This window comes from Umezawaea tangerina, from assembly GCF_003002815.1.
GTDB lineage: Bacteria > Actinomycetota > Actinomycetes > Mycobacteriales > Pseudonocardiaceae > Umezawaea > Umezawaea tangerina.
The window spans coordinates 667550-685100 of record NZ_PVTF01000001.1 but is presented as its reverse complement, the minus strand read 5'-3'; the positions used below and the strand labels follow the sequence as shown (position 1 = coordinate 685100).

Below are 17551 nucleotides of genomic sequence, written 5' to 3'. Positions count from 1 at the left end.
AGGCCAGTGGTGGGTGACCGATGTCACGTCACCCTAACGCCGCTAGCGGTGGATTGCTCCGTCAAGACTGGTCAGGCGCTCACCGCGACCGCCCCATCGCAGAGCGATGATCTCGGCCGCGATCGACACCGCGGTCTCCTCCGGCGTGCGCGCGCCGAGGTCGAGGCCGATCGGCGACGCCATGCCGTCCAGCTCGCCCTCCGTCACGCCCGCCTCGCGCAGCCGCCGCAGCCGGTCCTCGTGGGTGCGGCGGGACCCCATCGCGCCGACGTAGGCGAGCTTGAGCCGCAGCGCGACCTCCAGCAGCGGCACGTCGAACTTCGGGTCGTGGGTCAGCACGGCCACCACGGTCCGCTCGTCGACCCGCCCGGCCTCGGCCTGCCCGGCCAGGTACCGGTGCGGCCAGTCCACGACGACCTCGTCGGCCTCGGGGAACCGGCTGGCGGTGGCGAACACCGGCCGCGCGTCGCACACCGTGACCCGGTAGCCCAGGAACGTGCCCAGCCTGGCCATCGCGGAGGCGAAGTCGATCGCGCCGAACACCAGCATCCTGGGCGGCGGCTCGAAGGAGTTCACGAACACCGTCATGCCCTCGCCGCGCCGCTGGCCGTCCGGCCCGTAGTGCAGCGACCCGCTGCGGCCGGTGGCGAGCATGCCGCGCGCGTCGTCCACCACGGCGTCGGTCGCCCGCGCCGACCCCAGCTCGCCCGCGACCCGGTCCGGCCAGATCACCACCCGGCGGCCGAGCCGGTCGGCCTCGGGGTGCTCGATGATCGTCGCGATGGCCACCGGGACCTCGGCGTGCACGGCCTCGACCACCTCGGCCAGGTCCGGGAACGTCTCGGCGTTGATCGACTCGACGTACACGTCGATGATCCCGCCGCAGGTCAGGCCCACCGCGAACGCGTCGTCGTCGCTCACGCCGTAGCGCTGGAGCACCGGCCGGTCCTCCGCGACGACCTGCTGCGCGAGGTCGTAGACGGCGCCCTCGACGCAGCCGCCGGACACGCTGCCGGTCACCTCGCCGTCCGGGCCGACCAGCATCGCCGCGCCGGGCGAGCGGGGTGCCGAGCTGAACGTGTCGACGACGGTGCCGACACCGACGGTCTCCCCGTTCGCCACGCGGCGTGCGAGTTCGTCGAGCACATCACGCACGGTTGATCTCCTTGAGCAGGTGGCGCAGGGTGTCGAGGCTGTGGCCCGCGAGCAGGCGGTCCACGTGGGGCAGGGCGGCGACGATCCCCGACTGCGTCGGGGCGTACCCGTCCTTGCCCGCGTGCGGGTTGACCCAGACGACCGCGTGCGCGAGCCTGCGCAGCCTGGCCATCTGGTCGCCCAGCAGGGCGGGGTCACCGCGTTCCCAGCCGTCGGAGAACAGCACGACGACGGCGCGCCGAGCCGCCCCGCGCTGCCCCCACCGGTCGAGGAACACCTTGATCGTCCCACCGAGACGCGTGCCGCCCTCGTAGTCGGGCACGGCGCGGGTGGCCGACGTCAGCGCGAACTCGGCGTCGCGGTGCCGGAGCTGGCGGCTGACCCTGGTCAGCCGGGTCCCGAGCGTGCACACCTCGGTCGGCATGGCCCGCGCGACCACGTGCGCGAACCTCAGCAGGGCGTCGGCGTACGGGCTCATCGAGCCGGACACGTCGATCAGCAGCACGACCTTGCGCGGCCGGGTCGCGCGCCGCCGGTAGCGCGGCCGGGCGGGCTCGCCGCCGGTCTCCAGCATCGCCCGCAGCGTCCGGCTCGGGTCCAGCCGCCCCCTGGCCGCCTTGCGCGCCCGCAGCGCCCGGCGCCGCGGCGGCTCCGGGCGGAGCGTCGCGATCAGCTCGCGCAGGTGCGCCTTCTCGGCGGGTGTGAGGCCGGCGATGTCCTTGTGGCGGAGCACTTCCGCGTCGCTCGCGGCGGTGGCCAGCCGCCCGGACGGCGCCTGCTCGGCCCCGCCGCCGTTGAGCGCGGCGAGCTGGGTCGGCCGCAGCTTGCGGTGCCGCGGCCCGCGGGGTTGCTCCCCGCCGAACCAGGCGGCGAACGCGGCGTCGTAGCGGGGCAGGTCGTCCGGCTCCCCGCACAGCGTCAGCCTGCCCGCCCAGTACAGGTCGTCCCGGCTGCCCGGATCGAGGTGGTCGACGGCCGCGACGTACGCCTGCACGCGGTCCGGCCCGCACCCCACACCCGCTTGGCGCAGCGCGCGGGCGAACCCGACGTAGCCGGTGAGCACCGTCATCCTTCGATTGTGCGCCTTCCGCGGTTGGAGGATCGTCCAGGAAATCCCTTGTGGCGGCTTGTCGCCGATCATGGAGCCGGGCGGGTGGGGCTCAGCCCAGCACGCCCGAAGCCACCGCGCGGGTGGCGTCCTCGCGGTACTTGAGCACGGCCCCGAGCGTGACCGCCGCGGTCTCGGCGTCCAGCTCGGACTTGCCCAATGCCTGCAACGCGCGCGCCCAGTCCAAAGATTCCGCGACCCCCGGAGGCTTGAGCAGGTCCAGCTCGCGCAGCCTGCCCACGGCCGCGGCGACCTGCTCGGCCAGCCGCTCGGACACCCCCGGCAGCCGCCGCCGGATGATCGCCACCTCGCGGGCCAGGTCCGGGTGCTCGACCCAGTGGTACAGGCACCGGCGCTTGAGCGCGTCGTGCACCTCGCGCGTCCGGTTGGAGGTCAGCACGACCACCGGCGGCACGAGCGCGCGGATCTCACCCAGTTCGGGGATGGTCACCGCGTTGCTGTCCAGCACCTCGAGCAGGAACGCCTCGAACTCGTCGTCGGCCCGGTCGACCTCGTCCACCAGCAGCACGCACGGCGCCTCCTCCAACGCCCGCAGCAGCGGCCTGGCCAGCAGGAACCGCCGCGTGTAGAGCGAGGCCTCCGCCGCGTCCGCGTCGAGCACGCCCTCCGAGGACGCCTCCAGCGCGCGCAGGTGCAGCAGCTGCCGCGGGAAGTCCCAGTCGTAGAGCGCCTGCGAGGCGTCGATGCCCTCGTGGCACTGCAACCTGATCAGCGGCAGCGACAGCGCCTGGGCCAGCGCGAGCGCCAGCGAGGTCTTGCCGGTGCCCGGCTCGCCCTCGCAGAACAGCGGCCGGTGCATCCTCAGCGCGAGGAACGCGGCCGTCGTCACCCCGGCGTCGGGCAGGTACCCGACGCGGTCCAGCTCCTCGGCGAGCTCGTCGGGCGTCATCGACTGAGGGTAAGGCCAGGGGTCCGGATCCGGGGGACGTCAGGGTCGCACCCCGATGTTCTCGCAGCTCCGGGGCGGCATCGTCGTACCCATGACGAACAACGTGCTCAACGAGACCACCGACAAGGTCAAGAAGCTCCGCCGCAGCCGCGAGGACAGGATGCTCGCGGGCGTGTGCGGCGGCGCGGCGAAGATGCTCGGCGTCGACGCCACGCTGCTGCGCATCGGCCTCGTGGCCGCGACCCTCTTCGGGTTCGGCGCGGGCGCCGTCCTCTACGTCGCCTGCTGGGTGCTCATGCCCGAGGAGGAGATCAGCACCCCGGACCTCTACCAGCCGCAGGACACGACGCCGACGTTCTGATCACCGTGGGAAGCCAGGTACCCCCGGCATCCTCTGCCACGGGTGCGGACCGGCGAGGGGCCGGTACTCCACGCCCAGGGCGTCGAGCCGCGGGAGGTGGTGGGTGGCGAGCCGGTCGAGGAACTCCGCCTCGTCCCGCTCGCCCCCGCTCCACACCACCTCCGCGAACGCCGCCAGCCGCGGGAACGCCGCGTAGTCCAGCCGTCGGGCCGAGTCGAGGTGCTCGGTCCACAGGTTCGCCTGGGCGCCCAGCACGCGGCCGGGCTCGTCGCCGGTGAGCTCGGAGGGCACCGGCTCGTACCGGTGGACGTCCTCCAGCGACAGCACCGTGCCGACCGGGATCGGCTCGTCGGGCGAGTCGGACTGCCGGTAGTCCAGGTACACGTGCCGTTCCGGGCACATCACCACGTCGTGGCCGTTCCGCACGGCCGCGACCCCCGCCTCCTCCCCGCGCCACGACGCCAGCACCGCGCCGTCGGGCAGCGGTCCGACGTCGGCGATCTCGTCCCAGCCGAACGCCCGCCGCCCGTGCGCCGCCAGGTGCGCGGCGATGGCGCGGACGAACCCGCCGTGCGCCCGCGTGGCACCCGGCACCTCGTCGCCGCCGAGGCCGATCACCTCGCCGGGGAAGACGTCCACGAGCTCGTCGAACACGTTCCGGTAGAAGTCCACTGTGGACTCCGCCAGGTTCAGCACGTTCTCGTTGACGCCCCAGTCCGTCCACACCCCCGGCACCGGACCGGTGCCCAGCTCCGGGTAGGCCGCGATGGCCGCCTGGCTGTGTCCGGGCACGTCGACCTCCGGCACCACCGTGACGTGCCGCTCCGCCGCGTACGCCACGACCTCGCGCAGGTCGTCCTGGGTGTAGAACCCGCCGTGCGGCCTGCCGGTCGACCGCTTCGCCCGCCGGTCGCCGTAGCGGGACTCGGGCCGCCACGACCCGACCCCGGTCAGCCGCGGGTACCGCTTCACCTCGAAGCGCCAGCCCTGGTCGTCGGTCAGGTGCAGGTGCAGCACGTTGAGCTTGTGCGCCGCCAGCAGGTCCACGTACCGCAGCAGGTCGTGCTTGGGCAGGAAGTGCCGGGCCACGTCGACCATGCAGCCGCGCCAGCCGAACCGCGGCCGGTCCTCCACCACGCACACCGGCAGCACCGGCGGCTCGGCGCCGATCGCCGCGGCCCGGAAGGCGTTCGGCCCCAGCAGCTGGCGGAGGGTCTGCCGCGCGTAGAACGCGCCGGCCTCGTCCGCCGCCGCCACGGAGACGCCCTCGGTGGTGACCTCGATCCGGTAGGACTCCGGCGGTCCGTCCACGAACGACACCACCGGCTCGACCCGCCGGGTCACCCCGGTTCCGGCCGTGAACCGGACCGGGCGGGGCAGCAGGCTCACCCCTTCACCGCCCCGGCGAGACCGGACACGAGCCTGCGCTGCACCAGCACGAAGAACACCAGCACCGGGATGGTCATCAACGTCGAACCGGCCATGATCGCTCCCCAGTCGTTCTGGTCGGGCTTGACGAACACCTGCAGCGCCAACGGCAGCGTCTGGTTCTCCGCGGCCGAGATGATGAACGTCTTGGCGAACAGGAAGTCGTTCCAGGCGTGGATGAACGCGAGCACGCTGGTGGCCACCAGTCCCGGTGCCACCAACGGGAACAGCACCTGCCACACGAACCGGAACCGGCTCGCGCCGTCCAGCGTCGCGGCCTCCTCCAGCTCCACCGGCACCGCCGCGACGAACCCGCGCAGCATCCAGATCGCGAACGGCATGCTGAACGCCAGGTGCACCAGCACCAGCGAGCCGAGGTGGTTCAGCCCGAACAGCGGCACCGCGTCGCCGACCGACCGCATCATGAAGAACAGCGGCACCGTCAGCGCCTCGACCGGCACCATCTGCACCACCAGCAGCATGATCAGCATGGTGGTGCGGCCGCGGAACCTGAAGCGGGTCAACGCGGTCGCGGCCAGGAACGACATCAGCAGGCTCAGCACGACCACGACCAGCGCGACCACCAGGCTGTTCAGGAAGTACCGCCCGAAGCTCTGCACGGTCAGCGCGCGGGTGAAGCTGTCCAGCGTCGGCGCCAGCGTCCACGGCCGCGGGTCCGCCGAGATCACCTCGTCGGCGGGCTTCAGCGCGGTCAGCACCATCCAGTACAGCGGGAACGCGACCACCGCCGCGACCACCACGGTGACCAGCTCGGCGATCAGCCGACCGGGACGCCTCACAGCTCTTCTCCCGACTTCCGCAGCGCCCGCAGGTAGCCGATGGTGATCAGCAGCAGCAGGGCGGTCATCACCACGCCGATCGTCGCGCCGAGGCCGTACTCGGACGCGGCGAAGGCCTGCTGGTAGGCGTAGACGTTGAGGACGAGGTTGCGGCCCGCGATGCCGCCGCCGCTGGTCATCACGTAGATCTGGGTGAACACCTTGAAGTCCCAGATGACCGACTGGATGGTGACGACGAGGATCAGCGGGCGCAGCAGCGGCAGCAGGACGCTGCGCGCGGTGCGGACCGTGGACGCGCCGTCGAGCGCCGCGGCCTCGACGACCTCCTGCGGGATGGCCTTGATGCCCGCGTAGAGGGTGACCATGACGAACGGGAACGAGCACCAGACCACCTGGGCGGCGACCAGGCCGAAGGCCGTCCAGCGGTCGAACGTCCAGGAGAACCCGGTGCTGCCGAGGACCTCGTTGACCAGCCCGAAGTTGGCGTCGAACAGGAACAGCCAGATCGTCGAGCCCGCGACGGCCGGGGTGGCCCACGCGCCGAGCGCGGCCAGGAACAGCAGCGTCCTGGCCCACGTGCGGACCCTGGTGGCCAGGACGGCGAGCGCCGCCCCGACCACCAGGGTGCCGACCACGCAGGTCGCGGCGAACCCGACGGTCTGCCACAGCACCGTCCAGAACTGCTTGTCCGCCAACAGCTCCGTGTAGTTGCCCAGGCCCAGGAAGACCAGCGGCGCGCCGCCGCTGACCTGTTCCTGGCCGTAGTCGAACAGCGAGATGAGCACCAGCTGGTAGATCGGGTAGGCCATCAGGCCGCCGAGCACCAGCAGTGCCGGGGTGAGGTACGCGAGCGCCGCCCGTCCGTCTCCCCTGGGCAGCCGGTGCCCCCTCGCCATCCGCTGCGTCACGAGGTGAAGACCGCGTTCATCGACTCGGCCGCCGTCTTCGTCGCCGTCTCGACGTCCACGCCCTCAGCCGCGATCTGCTGGAGCATCGTGGGGATCACGGCCTGGGCGTCGATCTTGGCCCACGTCGACGTGATGGGCACGAACCTGGTGCCCGCCTCGAGGGTCTTGATGAACGGCTGCTCGAACGCGTCGTTCTTCGCCACGTCGGCCTGCACGTCGGCGAACGTCGGCAGGTTCCCCATCGCCTGGAACATCTTGCGCTGGTACTGCTTGCCGCCCAGGAGCTGGAGGAACTGGTTGGCCAGCGTCCTGCGCTCGGTGCCCTTCATGACGCCGAGCAGGTTGCCGCCCGCGAACGCCGGGGCGATCGAACCCGCGGTGGTGCCGGGCAGCGGCACGACGGCGTACTTGCCCGCCGCGGCGCTGGCGTCGACGGACTTGCGGTTGAAGTCGCCGCCGATGACCATCGCGGCCTTGCCCGCGCGGAACGCCTCGACGCTCGCGTCACCGCCGTTGGCGGCGCACTGCGAGGGCGGGCAGATGTCGTCGGCGAGCAGCTCGGTGTAGGCGGCGACGCCCTTGCGCGACTCGGCGCTGTCGATCTTCGCGGCGTACTTCGCGCCCGCGACCGCGGCGAGGTCGCCGCCGTTGGCCCAGACGAAGGGCAGCATGCCGAAGGTGTACTTGCCGCCGGCGGAGATGCCGAGCAGGTCGGGCTTCGCGGCGCGGATCCGCCGGGCGAGCGGGGCGATCTCGTCGAGGGTCTTGGGTGGCTGGACGCCGAGCTCGGTGAACACGTCGGTGCGGTAGTAGAGGGCGCGCACGCCGACGTACCAGGGCAGGCCGTAGACCTTGCCCTCCACCTTGGCTGTGTCGAGCACGGCGGGCACGAAGTCCTTGGCGTCGGCCCAGTCCGACACCTCCTTGCTGATGTCGGCGAACCCACCAGCGGCCACGTAGCCCGCGAGGTCGGTGTTGCCGAACTCGGCGACGTCCGGCGCGCTCTTCGGGTCGCTGAAGGCCGCCTTGAAGCGCTCGGCGCGGGTGGCGACCTGGATGTACTGCACGTCCACGGTCACGCCGGAGTGGGCGGCCTGGAACTCGGCGACCGCCTCCTTGACGACCTCCTCCTTGGGCGCGCGGTTGACCTCGTCGAACAGCCACACCCGCAGCTGGCCGGTCTTCTCGTCGCCGGTCTGCGCCGCCGGGCCCGACGACGTGACCGGCGCGCAAGCCGCCAACGCCACCGAACACACCGCAGCTATAACCGCGAACCGCATCTCAGAATCCCCTCAGCCGGATTTATTGCAACATGCGCAACGTTCATTTCGCGATGAGCAACGAGCGATTCGGCGAGAATAGGAGCGGTGTGTCCGTTCGGCAAGGTTCAGACCAGATTCGCCCAGGCGCGCACGGCCTCCGCGTCGACGGGACCGGCCCAGCCCGACGGCCGGACGGCGCTGCCGACGTGGAAGCCGGTGGCGCCCACCGCCCGCAGGGGCGCGACCTGCTCGGCCTTGAGCCCTCCGCCGACCAGCAGGAGCATCCCGTCCTCCGATTGGCGCGCGGCCAGCTCGTGCAGCACCGGGAGGCCGTCCGCGACGCCCTTGGGGCTGCCGCTCGCCAGGACGGTGTCGCAGCCGAGCTCCGCGACGACCGACCAGGAGGCGAGCGGGTCGGCGGAGTTGTCCAGCGCGCGGTGGAACGTCCACCGGCAGCCGTCCAGCTCGGCCAGCACGGCCGTGCACGCGTCCTCGTCGACCTCGCCCGACGCGGTGAGGAAGCCGAGGACGAACTCCGTCGCGCCCAGCTCGCGGAGCGCGGCCGCGTCGCGGCGCAGGCGGTCGACGCTGCCGGGCGCGAAGCCCTTGGCGTCGCGGAGCATGACCCTGACCGGGAGGTCGGTGGCGGCGAGGACGCTCCTGAGCACGTCCGGGGGCGGCGTGAGGCCGTCGGAGGCCATGTCGGAGACGAGTTCCAACCGGTGTGCTCCACCGGCTTGCGCGGCTTCGGCGTCGGCCGCGTCGAGTGCGATGACTTCCAGCATGGTCTAGACCATACGGCGTCGGCGGGTGCTCGGGGAGGGGTCGGCGGACCCACTGGGACGGCGTGCCGGGTCACCCGTGCGCCGTCGGCGTCACCCTCCCGGCGGCACCCGGCCGGTCCGGTGTGCACGCTGGCGAACCACAGCCGGGACTTCCGCGCAAGAAAGTTTCCGGATGGGTGTATCTACTCAGGGCGAGTGGGCTCTTGTGCTGGTGACAGACCTCATGACCCCGATCGAGGAGGCTAGATGACCGCCAAGCCGCCTGGCGTCGACAAGCCCGACAAGGCTGCCGAGCCGTCCCCACCGGTGATCCCGCCGGTGGAGACGAACGGTCAGCACCAGACCCACGACGAGCCGGTGAAGACCGACTGATCGACCGCTGGGGGGCGGTTGGGAGTCGGTCGGCTTCGAGGGGTGTCGATCGGGGAGACCACCGCGGAGGGGCGGTCCGCGGCGCTTCGGGGGAGGCGCCGCGGGCCGCTTCGGTGGTGAGCGGGACAGTGGAGGAGGAGGTGAGGAAGTGGGCGAGCTGCGCACTACCGGCGAGCACCCGCCGTGGGAGGGCCTGGCGGGGACGGACCGGCACGCCGCCTGCGTGATCGCCGCCCGTGGGGGCGACCGGTCCGCTTTGGACGTGCTCGTCGCCGACCTCTCACCACTGGTCTGGCACGTGGCGAGGGGGCACGGGCTCGACCGCTCGACCGCCGAGGACGTCGTGCAGACGGTGTGGCTCGCGTTCCTGCGCCACATCGACCGGCTGGAGCAGCCGCGTGCCCTGGTGGGGTGGCTCGTGGTCACCACCCGCCGGGAGGCGCGTCGCACCTGGACACCGGCCAGGCGGGAGACCGGTCTCTCCGACGAGCTGGCCGACCACCTGGAGAGCACGCACGGACTGCCTGAGGACGCAGCGCTCGTCGACGACCGGGACATCCGGTTGTGGCGGGCTTTCGGGCGTTTGTCGCAAAGGTGCCAGGAGCTGCTCCGGCTCACCGTCCTCGCGGGCCGGGCGGAGTACCGCACGGTCGCCGAGGCGCTGTCCATCCCGCGCGGCAGCATCGGCCCCACCAGGGGTAGGTGCCTCACGACGCTGCGCACACATCTCGATGCGGAAGGAGGATCGCGGTGAACGACATCGACCCGCGCGATGACCCAAGGGGCTTCGAGGACACCGCCGTCCTCTCGGAGCTGAACCGTCTGGTCTACGAGCTCGACCCGCCACCCGCGGATCTCGTGGAACGCATCCAGTTCGCGATCGCCTTGGAGGACCTCGACGTCGAGGTCGCCAGGTGGGAGCGCGCCGGATCGCTCGCGGGCGTCCGCGGCGGCCAGCCCGGCACCATCACGTTCACGGTGGACAACCTGACGCTGATGGTCAACTTCACCTCGACCGGCGCGCGCCACCGCATCGACGGCTGGCTGGTGCCCGCGGGCGAGCACACGGTGGAGGTCCGGGTCGCCGAGCACGAGTCGACCACGACGACAGCCGACGACGGCGGCCGCTTCGTGCTGCCCGACGTGCCCACCGGGACCACCCAGATCGTGGTGCACCTGGTGAACGCCCGAGGTGAAAGGGGTCGCACGGTCGTCACACCCACGATCATGCTGTAGCCACCGTCACGCACCGTGCACGAGTTCGGACGATCCGAACGTGCCCCGTTCGGACCATCATCACCAACCAACGGCGGGCGCACCGATCACGGTCCGTGTGCTGCGATTGGTCGGTGCCCCTTCTCCGCGACACGGACGTCACCGCCGCGACGTCGCGTGCCGGTGTCGAAGCCGCCACGGCCCTGCGGAAGCGGGGTTACCGAGCGGCGTCGGCGGGCCGACCGGCCGACGCGGCGAAACTGCTCCGGCAAGCCCTCCGCGAGCTGCCCGCGGGGTCCGACGACCTCGAAGCCGTCACGCTGCGCATCCGGATCCTGATCACGCTGTCCTACGCCGAGGCCGAGACCGGCTCGGTCGCCGACGGCCTGTCCCACCTCGGCACGGCCCACGACCTGGTGTCCGCGCTGCCCGAGGACCACGGCCTGCCCGCGGTCGTCCAGGACCAGCGGGCCCTGATCCTGCACCGCGCGGGCCGCACCGAAGAGGCCATCGCGCTCTACGACGAGTCCGTGGCCCGGATGGAAGCCGCCGGTGTCGACGCCTCCACGCTCTCCACCGCGCTGGTGAACCGCGGCCTCACCTCGATCGCCTACGGCAGACCCGCGCAGGCCGAGCAGGACATGTGGCGGACGATCGCCCTCGCCGACGCCGAGGACCTGCCGCTGATGAGGGCCAAGGCCCGCAACAACCTCGGTGACATCGCGCAGCTGACCGGGGACGTCCCCACCGCGCTCGGGCACTACGAGGACGCCGACCGGGCGTTGCGCCTGCTCGCCCCCGACCTCGTCCCGCGGCTGCGGGTCGACCAGGCGCGGGCGATGCTCTCCGCCGGACTGGCCCAGGAGGCCGCCGAGCACCTCGACGACGCGCTGCCCGTGCTGCGCAGGCACCGGGTGGGCCAGGACCTGGCCGAGGCCGAGCTGGCCCGCGCGGCCGCCGCGCTCCTGCTCGGCGACCGCCCCGGCGCCCGCGAGCTCGCCGCCCAGGCCCAGCGGCGCTTCGCCCGGCGCGGCAGCAAGCCGTGGGCCGAGGTCGCCGCGCTGACCAGGCTCCGGGCCGAGGCCGAGTACTCGGGGTCGGTCACCCCGCGCCGGTTCGACCGGCTGGCCGCCCGCCTGCACGACGCGGGCCTGCCCGACGAGGCCGCCGTCGCCACGATGCTCGCCGCCAGGCTGGCGCTGCGCCGCGGCTCCCGCGCCCCGTCCGCCGCGATCCCCGTGCCGCGGCCGGGCGCGCCGATCGACCACGTCATGCTCCACCACCTGTGCCTGGCCGAACGGGCCGTCGCCGCGGGCGACCCCGGCACCGCGCTGGCCCAGGCCCGGCAGGGCCTCACCGAGCTGGGCCGCGTCCGCGACCGCATGGGCGGCCTCGACCTGCTGTGCGGCACCGCCGTGCACGGCCGCGAGCTCGGCGACCTCGCCGTGAGCCTGACCCTCGCCGCCACTCCCCCGTCGCCGACGGAGGCGTTCGACTGGCTGGAGCGGACCAGGGCGCAGGTCTACCGCTACGAACCGCTGCCCGCCATCGACGACCCGGTGCTCGCCAGGCGGGTCGCCGAGGCCCGTTCGGTCAGCCGGAGCCTCCAGCACTCCAGGTTGGACCGACGCCCCGTCGCCGAGCTGGAGCGGCGCCTCGAAGCACTGCGCCAGGAGGTCTCCCGCCTCGGCTGGCACACCAGCCCCTGGGGCCGACCCCGGCCCGTCACCACCTCCGCCGACGTCACCCCGCTCCTGCGCGGCCGGGCCGTGGTCAGCTACACCCGCAACGACGGCACCCTCCACGCCGTCGTCCTCACCGACGACACCGCCACCCTGCACGCGCTCGGCCCCGCCGACGAGGTCGCCGAGCTGACCAGGCAGCTCCACGCCGACCTCGACGTCCTGGCCCCCGACCACCTCCCCGACGTGCTCGCGAGGTCCGTCAGCACCTCCGCCTCGCTGCGCGCCGCCGCCCTCGACCGCGCCCTCGTCCACCCCCTGCTCCGGGTCCTGGACGGCAGGGACCTCGTCGTCGTCCCCACCGGCGTCCTCTACGCCGTGCCCTGGTCCGCACTGCCGTCCTTGCACGGCCGCCCGGTCGTCGTCGCCCCCTCCGCCACCGCCTGGACCACCGCCACGACCGGCCCCAGGTCCGCCCACCGGGTCGTCCTGGTCGGCGGCCCCGAACTACCGGAAGGCTCGGCCGAGATCGCCGCCCTGCACCGGGCGTACCCGGACGCGGTCGTGCTGGAGGGCAAGGAAGCCACCGCGACCGCTGTCCTCGACTCCCTGAACGGCACCCGCCTCGCCCACATCGCCGCCCACGGCACCCACGCCCCCGACAACGCCCTCTTCTCCAAGCTGGAACTCTTCGACGGCCCCCTGTTCGCCCACGAGAGCGCACGACTGCCGAACCCACCGGAACAGGTCGTCCTGGCCTCGTGCGAGCTGGCGCTGAGCCACATCCGACCGGGCGACGAGGCGTTGGGTTTCGCGGGGGCGATGCTGGCGAGCGGGTCGCGGACGGTGGTGTCGGCGGTCAGCAAGGTCGGCGACAAAGCCGCCGCCGACACGATGGCACTGTTCTACGAGGGCCTGGCTGCCGGCAGGACGACCGCACAGGCCCTGGCTGCTGCAACAGCCCCAGATCCCCTACGGCGGCCGTTCGTCTGCTTCGGCGCGGACAGCTAGGCGAGCTGCTGGTGGGTGGGCGTCCCGGTGGTTGCGTGGGTGGGTGTGGTCGATTTGACTTGGGGCCCCTCTTTTTGGGCCTCGTCGGGCGAAAAAGGGCAGGTGGTAGAGCCTGCCCGCCGACTAATTGTAGGCCCAAAAACCCCAAGTAAAATCGACCGCGCTTGCGTGCTTCCGTTGCGTACCAGCGGGTCTGGGGGCGTATCGCCGTTCTCCGACGCACGGCACCAACGCTCGGCGAACACGAAGGCCCCGAACCGGAATCCGGTTCGGGGCCTTCGAAGTGGGTCTAAGCGATGGGCCTCAGTGGATCAGAAGTCCATGCCGCCGGCGTCGGGCGCGGCCGGGGCCGCGTTCTTCTCCGGCTTGTCGGCCACGACGGCCTCGGTGGTGAGGAACAGGGCGGCGATCGAGGCGGCGTTCTGCAGAGCGGAACGGGTCACCTTGGTCGGGTCCGGCACGCCCGCGGCGAGCAGGTCCTCGTACACGCCGGTGGCGGCGTTCAGGCCGTGGCCGATGGGCAGGCCCTTGACCTTCTCCACCACGACGCCGCCTTCGAGACCGGCGTTGACCGCGATCTGCTTGAGCGGGGCCTCGACGGCGACCTTGACGATGTTCGCGCCGGTGGCCTCGTCGCCTTCGAGCTGGAGGCTCTTGAAGACGGCCTCGGCGGCCTGGAGCAGGGCGACGCCACCACCGGCGACGATGCCCTCTTCGACGGCGGCCTTGGCGTTGCGCACCGCGTCCTCGATGCGGTGCTTGCGCTCCTTGAGCTCGACCTCGGTCGCGGCACCGGCCTTGATGACGGCGACGCCACCGGCCAGCTTCGCGAGGCGCTCCTGGAGCTTCTCGCGGTCGTAGTCCGAGTCGGACTTCTCGATCTCGGCGCGGATCTGGTTGACGCGGCCCTGGATCTGCTCGGCGTCACCCGAACCCTCGACGATGGTCGTCTCGTCCTTGGTCACGACGACCTTGCGGGCGCGGCCCAGCAGCGAGATGTCGGCGGTGTCGAGCTTGAGGCCGACGTCCTCGGTGATGACCTGGCCACCGGTGAGGGTGGCGATGTCCTGCAGGATCGCCTTGCGGCGGTCGCCGAAGCCGGGCGCCTTGACGGCGACGGACTTGAAGGTGCCGCGGATCTTGTTGACGACCAGGGTCGCCAGCGCCTCGCCCTCGACGTCCTCGGAGATGATGAGGAGCGGCTTGCCGCCCTGCATGACCTTCTCGAGCAGCGGGAGGAGGTCCTTCACCGACGAGATCTTCGAGCCGTAGAGCAGGATGTACGCGTCCTCGAGGACGGCTTCCTGGCGCTCCGGGTCGGTGACGAAGTAGGCCGAGGAGTAGCCCTTGTCGAAGCGCATGCCCTCGGTCAGCTCGAGCTCAAGGCCGAGGGCGTTGCTCTCCTCGACCGTGATGACGCCTTCCTTGCCGACCTTGTCCATCGCCTCGGCGATGAGCTCGCCGATGGTGGAGTCGCCCGCGGAGATGGACGCCGTCGCGGCGATCTGCTCCTTGGTCTCGATGGTGGTGGCGGTCTTCAGCAGCTGCTCGGTGATGGCCGCGACGGCCTTCTCGATGCCGCGCTTCAGGCCGAGCGGGTTCGCACCGGCGGCCACGTTGCGCAGGCCCTCGCGCACGAGCGCCTGGGCGAGCACGGTGGCGGTGGTGGTGCCGTCGCCCGCGACGTCGTCGGTCTTCTTCGCTACTTCCTTGACGAGCTCGGCCCCGATCTTCTCCCACGGGTCCTCGAGCTCGATCTCCTTGGCGATCGAGACGCCGTCGTTCGTGATCGTGGGGGCGCCCCACTTCTTCTCGAGAACGACGTTGCGGCCCTTCGGGCCGAGCGTCACCTTGACGGCATCCGCGAGGATGTTCATGCCCCGCTCGAGGCCGCGTCGGGCTTCCTCGTCGAACGCGATCATCTTGGCCATTGCGGTGTGTTCCTCCGCCTTTTAAAGGATATTGGGGCCACTGCGGACGTGCGTCCACAGCGGAACACGGTGCTTGGCCAGGATGGTGCCCGCGACGGACGACCTGCCCCGGAGAACCGGGGCGGGCCTCACCGTCCTAGCCCGCGTGCTGGCACTCGGGTGGTCCGAGTGCCAGTTCGTGTTTAGCACTCGACCGGGTCGAGTGCAAGAAGCGCAGGTCAGCGGCTGGTCTTCACGGGCACGCTGGTGGGCAGCGGCTTGCTGCTCCCGGAGGGCACGCCGACCTGGATGGACTGCTTGGTCGACGTCGACCCCGGCGAGTCGCTCGGCGGCTCGTCGCTGGGCGACAGCAGGATCACCAGGATCACGACGAGCGCGACCGCGATCACGCCGACCACGACCGGCAGGAACCACACCGGCCGGGTGTTCGCCGTGCTGCCGAACGCGCTGGTGCCGATCGGGGCGGGCGGGCGCAGCCGGACCGGGTCCTGGGAGCCGGGGTGCTGCTGCTGGTAGGGCGACGGGGGCTGCTGCGGGTACGCGGGCGGGCGGACCTGCTGCTGCGGTTGCTGGGGCTGTTGCGGCTGCTGCTGGTACTGCTGGACGGGCACGCCGCCGCTGGGCGGACCCGCGGCCGGCTGCTGGGGCTGCGCGACCGGCTGCTGCACCGGGATCGACCCGGACGGCGGCTGCGAGCCGCCGGACTGGCCGGCTCCGGACTGGGCCGAACCGGGCTGCCTGCGCTCCGGCGGGTTGCCCGGCCGCTGCACCTGGGCGAGCGCGCCGCGGGCGGCGTTGATGAACTCCTGGCAGGTGGCGAACCGCTGGTTCGGGTCCTTCGCGGTGCCCCGGCGCAGCACGTCGTCGATCGCGGGCGGCAGCACCACCAGCGAGCTCAGCGGCGGGATCTCCTGGGCGAGGTGGCCCTGGATCACGTCCTGCACGCCGCCCTGGAACGGCGGCCTGCCGCTCAGGCACGCGTAGAGCATGCAGGCCAGCGCGTAGGCGTCGGTGCGGCCGTCGACCGGCTCGCCGCGCAGGTGCTCGGGCGCCGCGTAGGTCGGCGAGCCGAGGAAGTCGCCGGTGCGGGTGCGGTGGCCGGTGGCCCCGCGCCTGGTCAGGCCGAAGTCGGCGAGGTAGACGTGCTCGCGCACCGCCTCCTTGGTCGTGACCAGCACGTTCGCCGGTTTCACGTCCAGGTGCACGAGCCCCTTGCCGTGCAGCATGTCGAGCGCCTCGGCGACCTGGCCGAGCAGCGTCAGCGTGCGCGCGGGCGAGAGCGGCCCGTCCTTGATGTGGCTGGCCAGGTCGGACCCGTCGACCAGCCGCATGGCGATGTAGAGCAGCCCGTCGACCTCGTCGAAGTCGTAGAGCGGCACGATGTTCGCGTGGTCGATCGCCGAGGTGTTGCGGGCCTCGTCGACGAAGCGCTCGCGGAACTCGGCGTCAGCGGTGAGGTGCTCACCGATGACCTTCAGCGCGACCTTGCGGCCGAGTCTGACGTCCGTGGCCCGGTAGGTCACGGACATGCCGCCCCGGCCGAGGACGCCATCGATCCGGTAATGGCCAAGCCGCCGCCCGCTCAGGTCCTCCGACACGCGGGGCAGCCTAACGCCCGCTTGATCGGGGCCGCGGGCGGTTCCACCGAAGCAGCGCGTTCACCTGCGGCGGATCACGACGCGCGCCGCACTTCCGAGGCCTGGCTGCGGCCGTCGCGGCCCGCCTCGATCGTGAACTCGACCCGGTCCCCCTCGGCGAGGGTGCGGAACCCCTCCATCTGGATGGCGGAGTAGTGCACGAACACGTCGGGCCCTCCGTCGGTGGCGATGAAGCCGTAGCCCTTTTCCGAGTTGAACCACTTGACCGTGCCGATCGCCAAGACGTCCTCCTAAGCGCAAAAACGCGAGGCAAACCGCAACGCTAGAAGAACGAACAGCCCGCGTGTACCTCCTTACGGAGTCATGAACGGGAGCCGATCGGGTTGCCCCGCAGCCAGCTGCCCAGGTGCTGGGGGCTGCGCGTCTGGGTGAGCACCAGTCCGGGGCCCGCGAAGTCGAAGGCCAGCCCCTCCCCGGTGCGCATGGACTGCGGCACGTCCGGGGTGAGCGCGCGCAGCCTGCACTGCACCGACTCGGGGAAGCCGACGACGTGGCCGCCCGCGATGCTGACCAGCTCACCGGGCTTGAGCAGCACGATGTCGAGGGTGCCGTAGCAGGTCAGCACGACCTGGCCGATCCCGAACACGTAGTTGAGGAAGCCGCCGTCGCCGCCCTGCAGCGCGCGCAGCGGCGGCGCGGCCGGGTCCATGCTCACCGTGCCCGCGGACGCGAGCCAGCTGGTCCTGGCGACGCACCAGCCCGCCGAGCCGTCGAGCTCCAGCACGTGCAGGTCGCCCGGCAGCGACGGCGCCACGTCGACCCAGCCGCCGTCGTGGTTGGCCGTGCACACCCCGGCGGGCGAGCCCTTGCCCTGCGCCTTGAACGGCGGGCCCGGCTTCGGGTCGAAGGAGACGCCGTAGCTGCTGGCGACGAACGCGGCGCGGTCGACCAGCACCGGCTCGCCGGGGGCCAGCACCAGCCGGGCGACGCCGAACGTGGGCGTGTGACGCGTGCGGACCTGCAAC

General features: G+C 72.0%; 17 protein-coding genes. 5 read left to right on the top strand and 12 right to left on the bottom strand.

Going from position 1 to position 17551, the window contains the following annotated elements:
- Positions 1 to 42 precede the first annotated feature (42 nt).
- The 3 genes from CLV43_RS03260 to CLV43_RS03250 form a co-directional block, all read right to left on the bottom strand.
- Positions 43 to 1155 carry an XdhC family protein gene (locus CLV43_RS03260; protein WP_106185414.1) on the bottom strand — a complete coding sequence of 371 codons (1113 nt, stop codon included), beginning with the start codon at positions 1153 to 1155 and terminating at the stop codon, positions 43 to 45.
- Positions 1148 to 2224, bottom strand: coding sequence for a vWA domain-containing protein (locus CLV43_RS03255; RefSeq protein WP_106185413.1), 1077 nt, complete (start codon positions 2222 to 2224; stop codon positions 1148 to 1150). The genes CLV43_RS03260 and CLV43_RS03255 overlap by 8 nt, the downstream gene beginning before the upstream one ends.
- 91 nt (positions 2225 to 2315) lie before the next feature.
- Positions 2316 to 3173 carry an AAA family ATPase gene (locus CLV43_RS03250; RefSeq protein ID WP_106185412.1) on the bottom strand — a complete coding sequence of 286 codons (858 nt, stop codon included), beginning with the start codon at positions 3171 to 3173 and terminating at the stop codon, positions 2316 to 2318.
- 91 nt (positions 3174 to 3264) lie between these two features.
- Between CLV43_RS03250 and CLV43_RS03245 the strand changes: the two genes are divergently transcribed.
- Entirely contained in the window at positions 3265 to 3534 is a 270-nt protein-coding gene (locus CLV43_RS03245; RefSeq protein ID WP_106185957.1) for a PspC domain-containing protein, read from the top strand.
- Here CLV43_RS03245 and CLV43_RS03240 read toward each other — a convergent pair whose 3' ends face one another.
- From CLV43_RS03240 to CLV43_RS03220, 5 genes are all read right to left on the bottom strand, one after another.
- Positions 3535 to 4923, bottom strand: a complete 1389-nt coding sequence (locus CLV43_RS03240) for a beta-N-acetylhexosaminidase (RefSeq protein ID WP_106185411.1) — start codon at positions 4921 to 4923, stop codon at positions 3535 to 3537.
- Positions 4920 to 5762: a carbohydrate ABC transporter permease gene (locus CLV43_RS03235; protein ID WP_106185410.1), complete on the bottom strand. Its 843-nt coding sequence runs from the start codon at positions 5760 to 5762 to the stop codon at positions 4920 to 4922. Before CLV43_RS03235 ends, CLV43_RS03240 begins: the two co-directional genes overlap by 4 nt.
- Positions 5759 to 6658 carry a carbohydrate ABC transporter permease gene (locus tag CLV43_RS03230; protein WP_106185956.1) on the bottom strand — a complete coding sequence of 300 codons (900 nt, stop codon included), beginning with the start codon at positions 6656 to 6658 and terminating at the stop codon, positions 5759 to 5761. The genes CLV43_RS03235 and CLV43_RS03230 overlap by 4 nt, the downstream gene beginning before the upstream one ends.
- A gap of 8 nt (positions 6659 to 6666) precedes the next feature.
- Positions 6667 to 7950 carry an extracellular solute-binding protein gene (locus CLV43_RS03225; RefSeq protein ID WP_106185409.1) on the bottom strand — a complete coding sequence of 428 codons (1284 nt, stop codon included), beginning with the start codon at positions 7948 to 7950 and terminating at the stop codon, positions 6667 to 6669.
- A gap of 107 nt (positions 7951 to 8057) precedes the next feature.
- Positions 8058 to 8717, bottom strand: coding sequence for a copper homeostasis protein CutC (locus tag CLV43_RS03220; protein WP_106185408.1), 660 nt, complete (start codon positions 8715 to 8717; stop codon positions 8058 to 8060).
- 246 nt (positions 8718 to 8963) lie between these two features.
- Here CLV43_RS03220 and CLV43_RS49960 point away from each other — a divergent pair, with 246 nt between their 5' ends.
- The 4 genes from CLV43_RS49960 to CLV43_RS03205 all read left to right on the top strand — a co-directional run bounded on the left by CLV43_RS49960 (position 8964) and on the right by CLV43_RS03205 (position 12997).
- Complete coding sequence (locus tag CLV43_RS49960) at positions 8964 to 9089, top strand: hypothetical protein (RefSeq protein WP_281262141.1); 126 nt, start codon at positions 8964 to 8966, stop codon at positions 9087 to 9089.
- A gap of 148 nt (positions 9090 to 9237) precedes the next feature.
- Entirely contained in the window at positions 9238 to 9843 is a 606-nt protein-coding gene (locus CLV43_RS03215; protein WP_106185407.1) for an RNA polymerase sigma factor, read from the top strand.
- A 59-nt stretch (positions 9844 to 9902) separates the two neighbouring features.
- On the top strand, positions 9903 to 10325 hold the full coding sequence (locus tag CLV43_RS03210) for a carboxypeptidase regulatory-like domain-containing protein (protein ID WP_425445729.1): 423 nt from the start codon (positions 9903 to 9905) through the stop codon (positions 10323 to 10325).
- Between the two features lie 113 nt (positions 10326 to 10438).
- Positions 10439 to 12997, top strand: a complete 2559-nt coding sequence (locus CLV43_RS03205; protein ID WP_106185405.1) for a CHAT domain-containing protein — start codon at positions 10439 to 10441, stop codon at positions 12995 to 12997.
- A gap of 311 nt (positions 12998 to 13308) precedes the next feature.
- On the opposite strand, the gene groL is transcribed toward CLV43_RS03205, so the two are convergent.
- From groL to CLV43_RS03185, 4 genes are all read right to left on the bottom strand, one after another.
- On the bottom strand, positions 13309 to 14928 hold the full coding sequence (groL, locus tag CLV43_RS03200) for a chaperonin GroEL (protein ID WP_106185404.1): 1620 nt from the start codon (positions 14926 to 14928) through the stop codon (positions 13309 to 13311).
- Between the two features lie 218 nt (positions 14929 to 15146).
- Positions 15147 to 16526: a serine/threonine-protein kinase gene (locus CLV43_RS03195; RefSeq protein WP_106185403.1), complete on the bottom strand. Its 1380-nt coding sequence runs from the start codon at positions 16524 to 16526 to the stop codon at positions 15147 to 15149.
- 74 nt (positions 16527 to 16600) lie between these two features.
- Complete coding sequence (locus CLV43_RS03190) at positions 16601 to 16807, bottom strand: cold-shock protein (protein ID WP_106185402.1); 207 nt, start codon at positions 16805 to 16807, stop codon at positions 16601 to 16603.
- Between the two features lie 80 nt (positions 16808 to 16887).
- The gene (locus CLV43_RS03185; protein WP_106185401.1) at positions 16888 to 17550 is read right to left on the bottom strand and encodes an AIM24 family protein; all 663 of its coding nucleotides are present in this window, start codon (positions 17548 to 17550) and stop codon (positions 16888 to 16890) included.
- Position 17551: the final 1 nt, after the last annotated feature.

What these genes read in the sequence shown, in the direction of transcription:
- CLV43_RS03245 (WP_106185957.1), top strand. Translation starts at nt 3,265, where the DNA reads ATGACGAACAACGTGCTCAACGAGACCACCGACAAGGTCAAGAAGCTC.
- CLV43_RS03230 (WP_106185956.1), bottom strand. Translation starts at nt 6,658, where the DNA reads ATGGCGAGGGGGCACCGGCTGCCCAGGGGAGACGGACGGGCGGCGCTC.
- CLV43_RS49960 (WP_281262141.1), top strand. Translation starts at nt 8,964, where the DNA reads ATGACCGCCAAGCCGCCTGGCGTCGACAAGCCCGACAAGGCTGCCGAG.
- CLV43_RS03220 (WP_106185408.1), bottom strand. Translation starts at nt 8,717, where the DNA reads ATGCTGGAAGTCATCGCACTCGACGCGGCCGACGCCGAAGCCGCGCAA.
- CLV43_RS03225 (WP_106185409.1), bottom strand. Translation starts at nt 7,950, where the DNA reads ATGCGGTTCGCGGTTATAGCTGCGGTGTGTTCGGTGGCGTTGGCGGCT.
- CLV43_RS03255 (WP_106185413.1), bottom strand. Translation starts at nt 2,224, where the DNA reads ATGACGGTGCTCACCGGCTACGTCGGGTTCGCCCGCGCGCTGCGCCAA.
- CLV43_RS03250 (WP_106185412.1), bottom strand. Translation starts at nt 3,173, where the DNA reads ATGACGCCCGACGAGCTCGCCGAGGAGCTGGACCGCGTCGGGTACCTG.
- groL (WP_106185404.1), bottom strand. Translation starts at nt 14,928, where the DNA reads ATGGCCAAGATGATCGCGTTCGACGAGGAAGCCCGACGCGGCCTCGAG.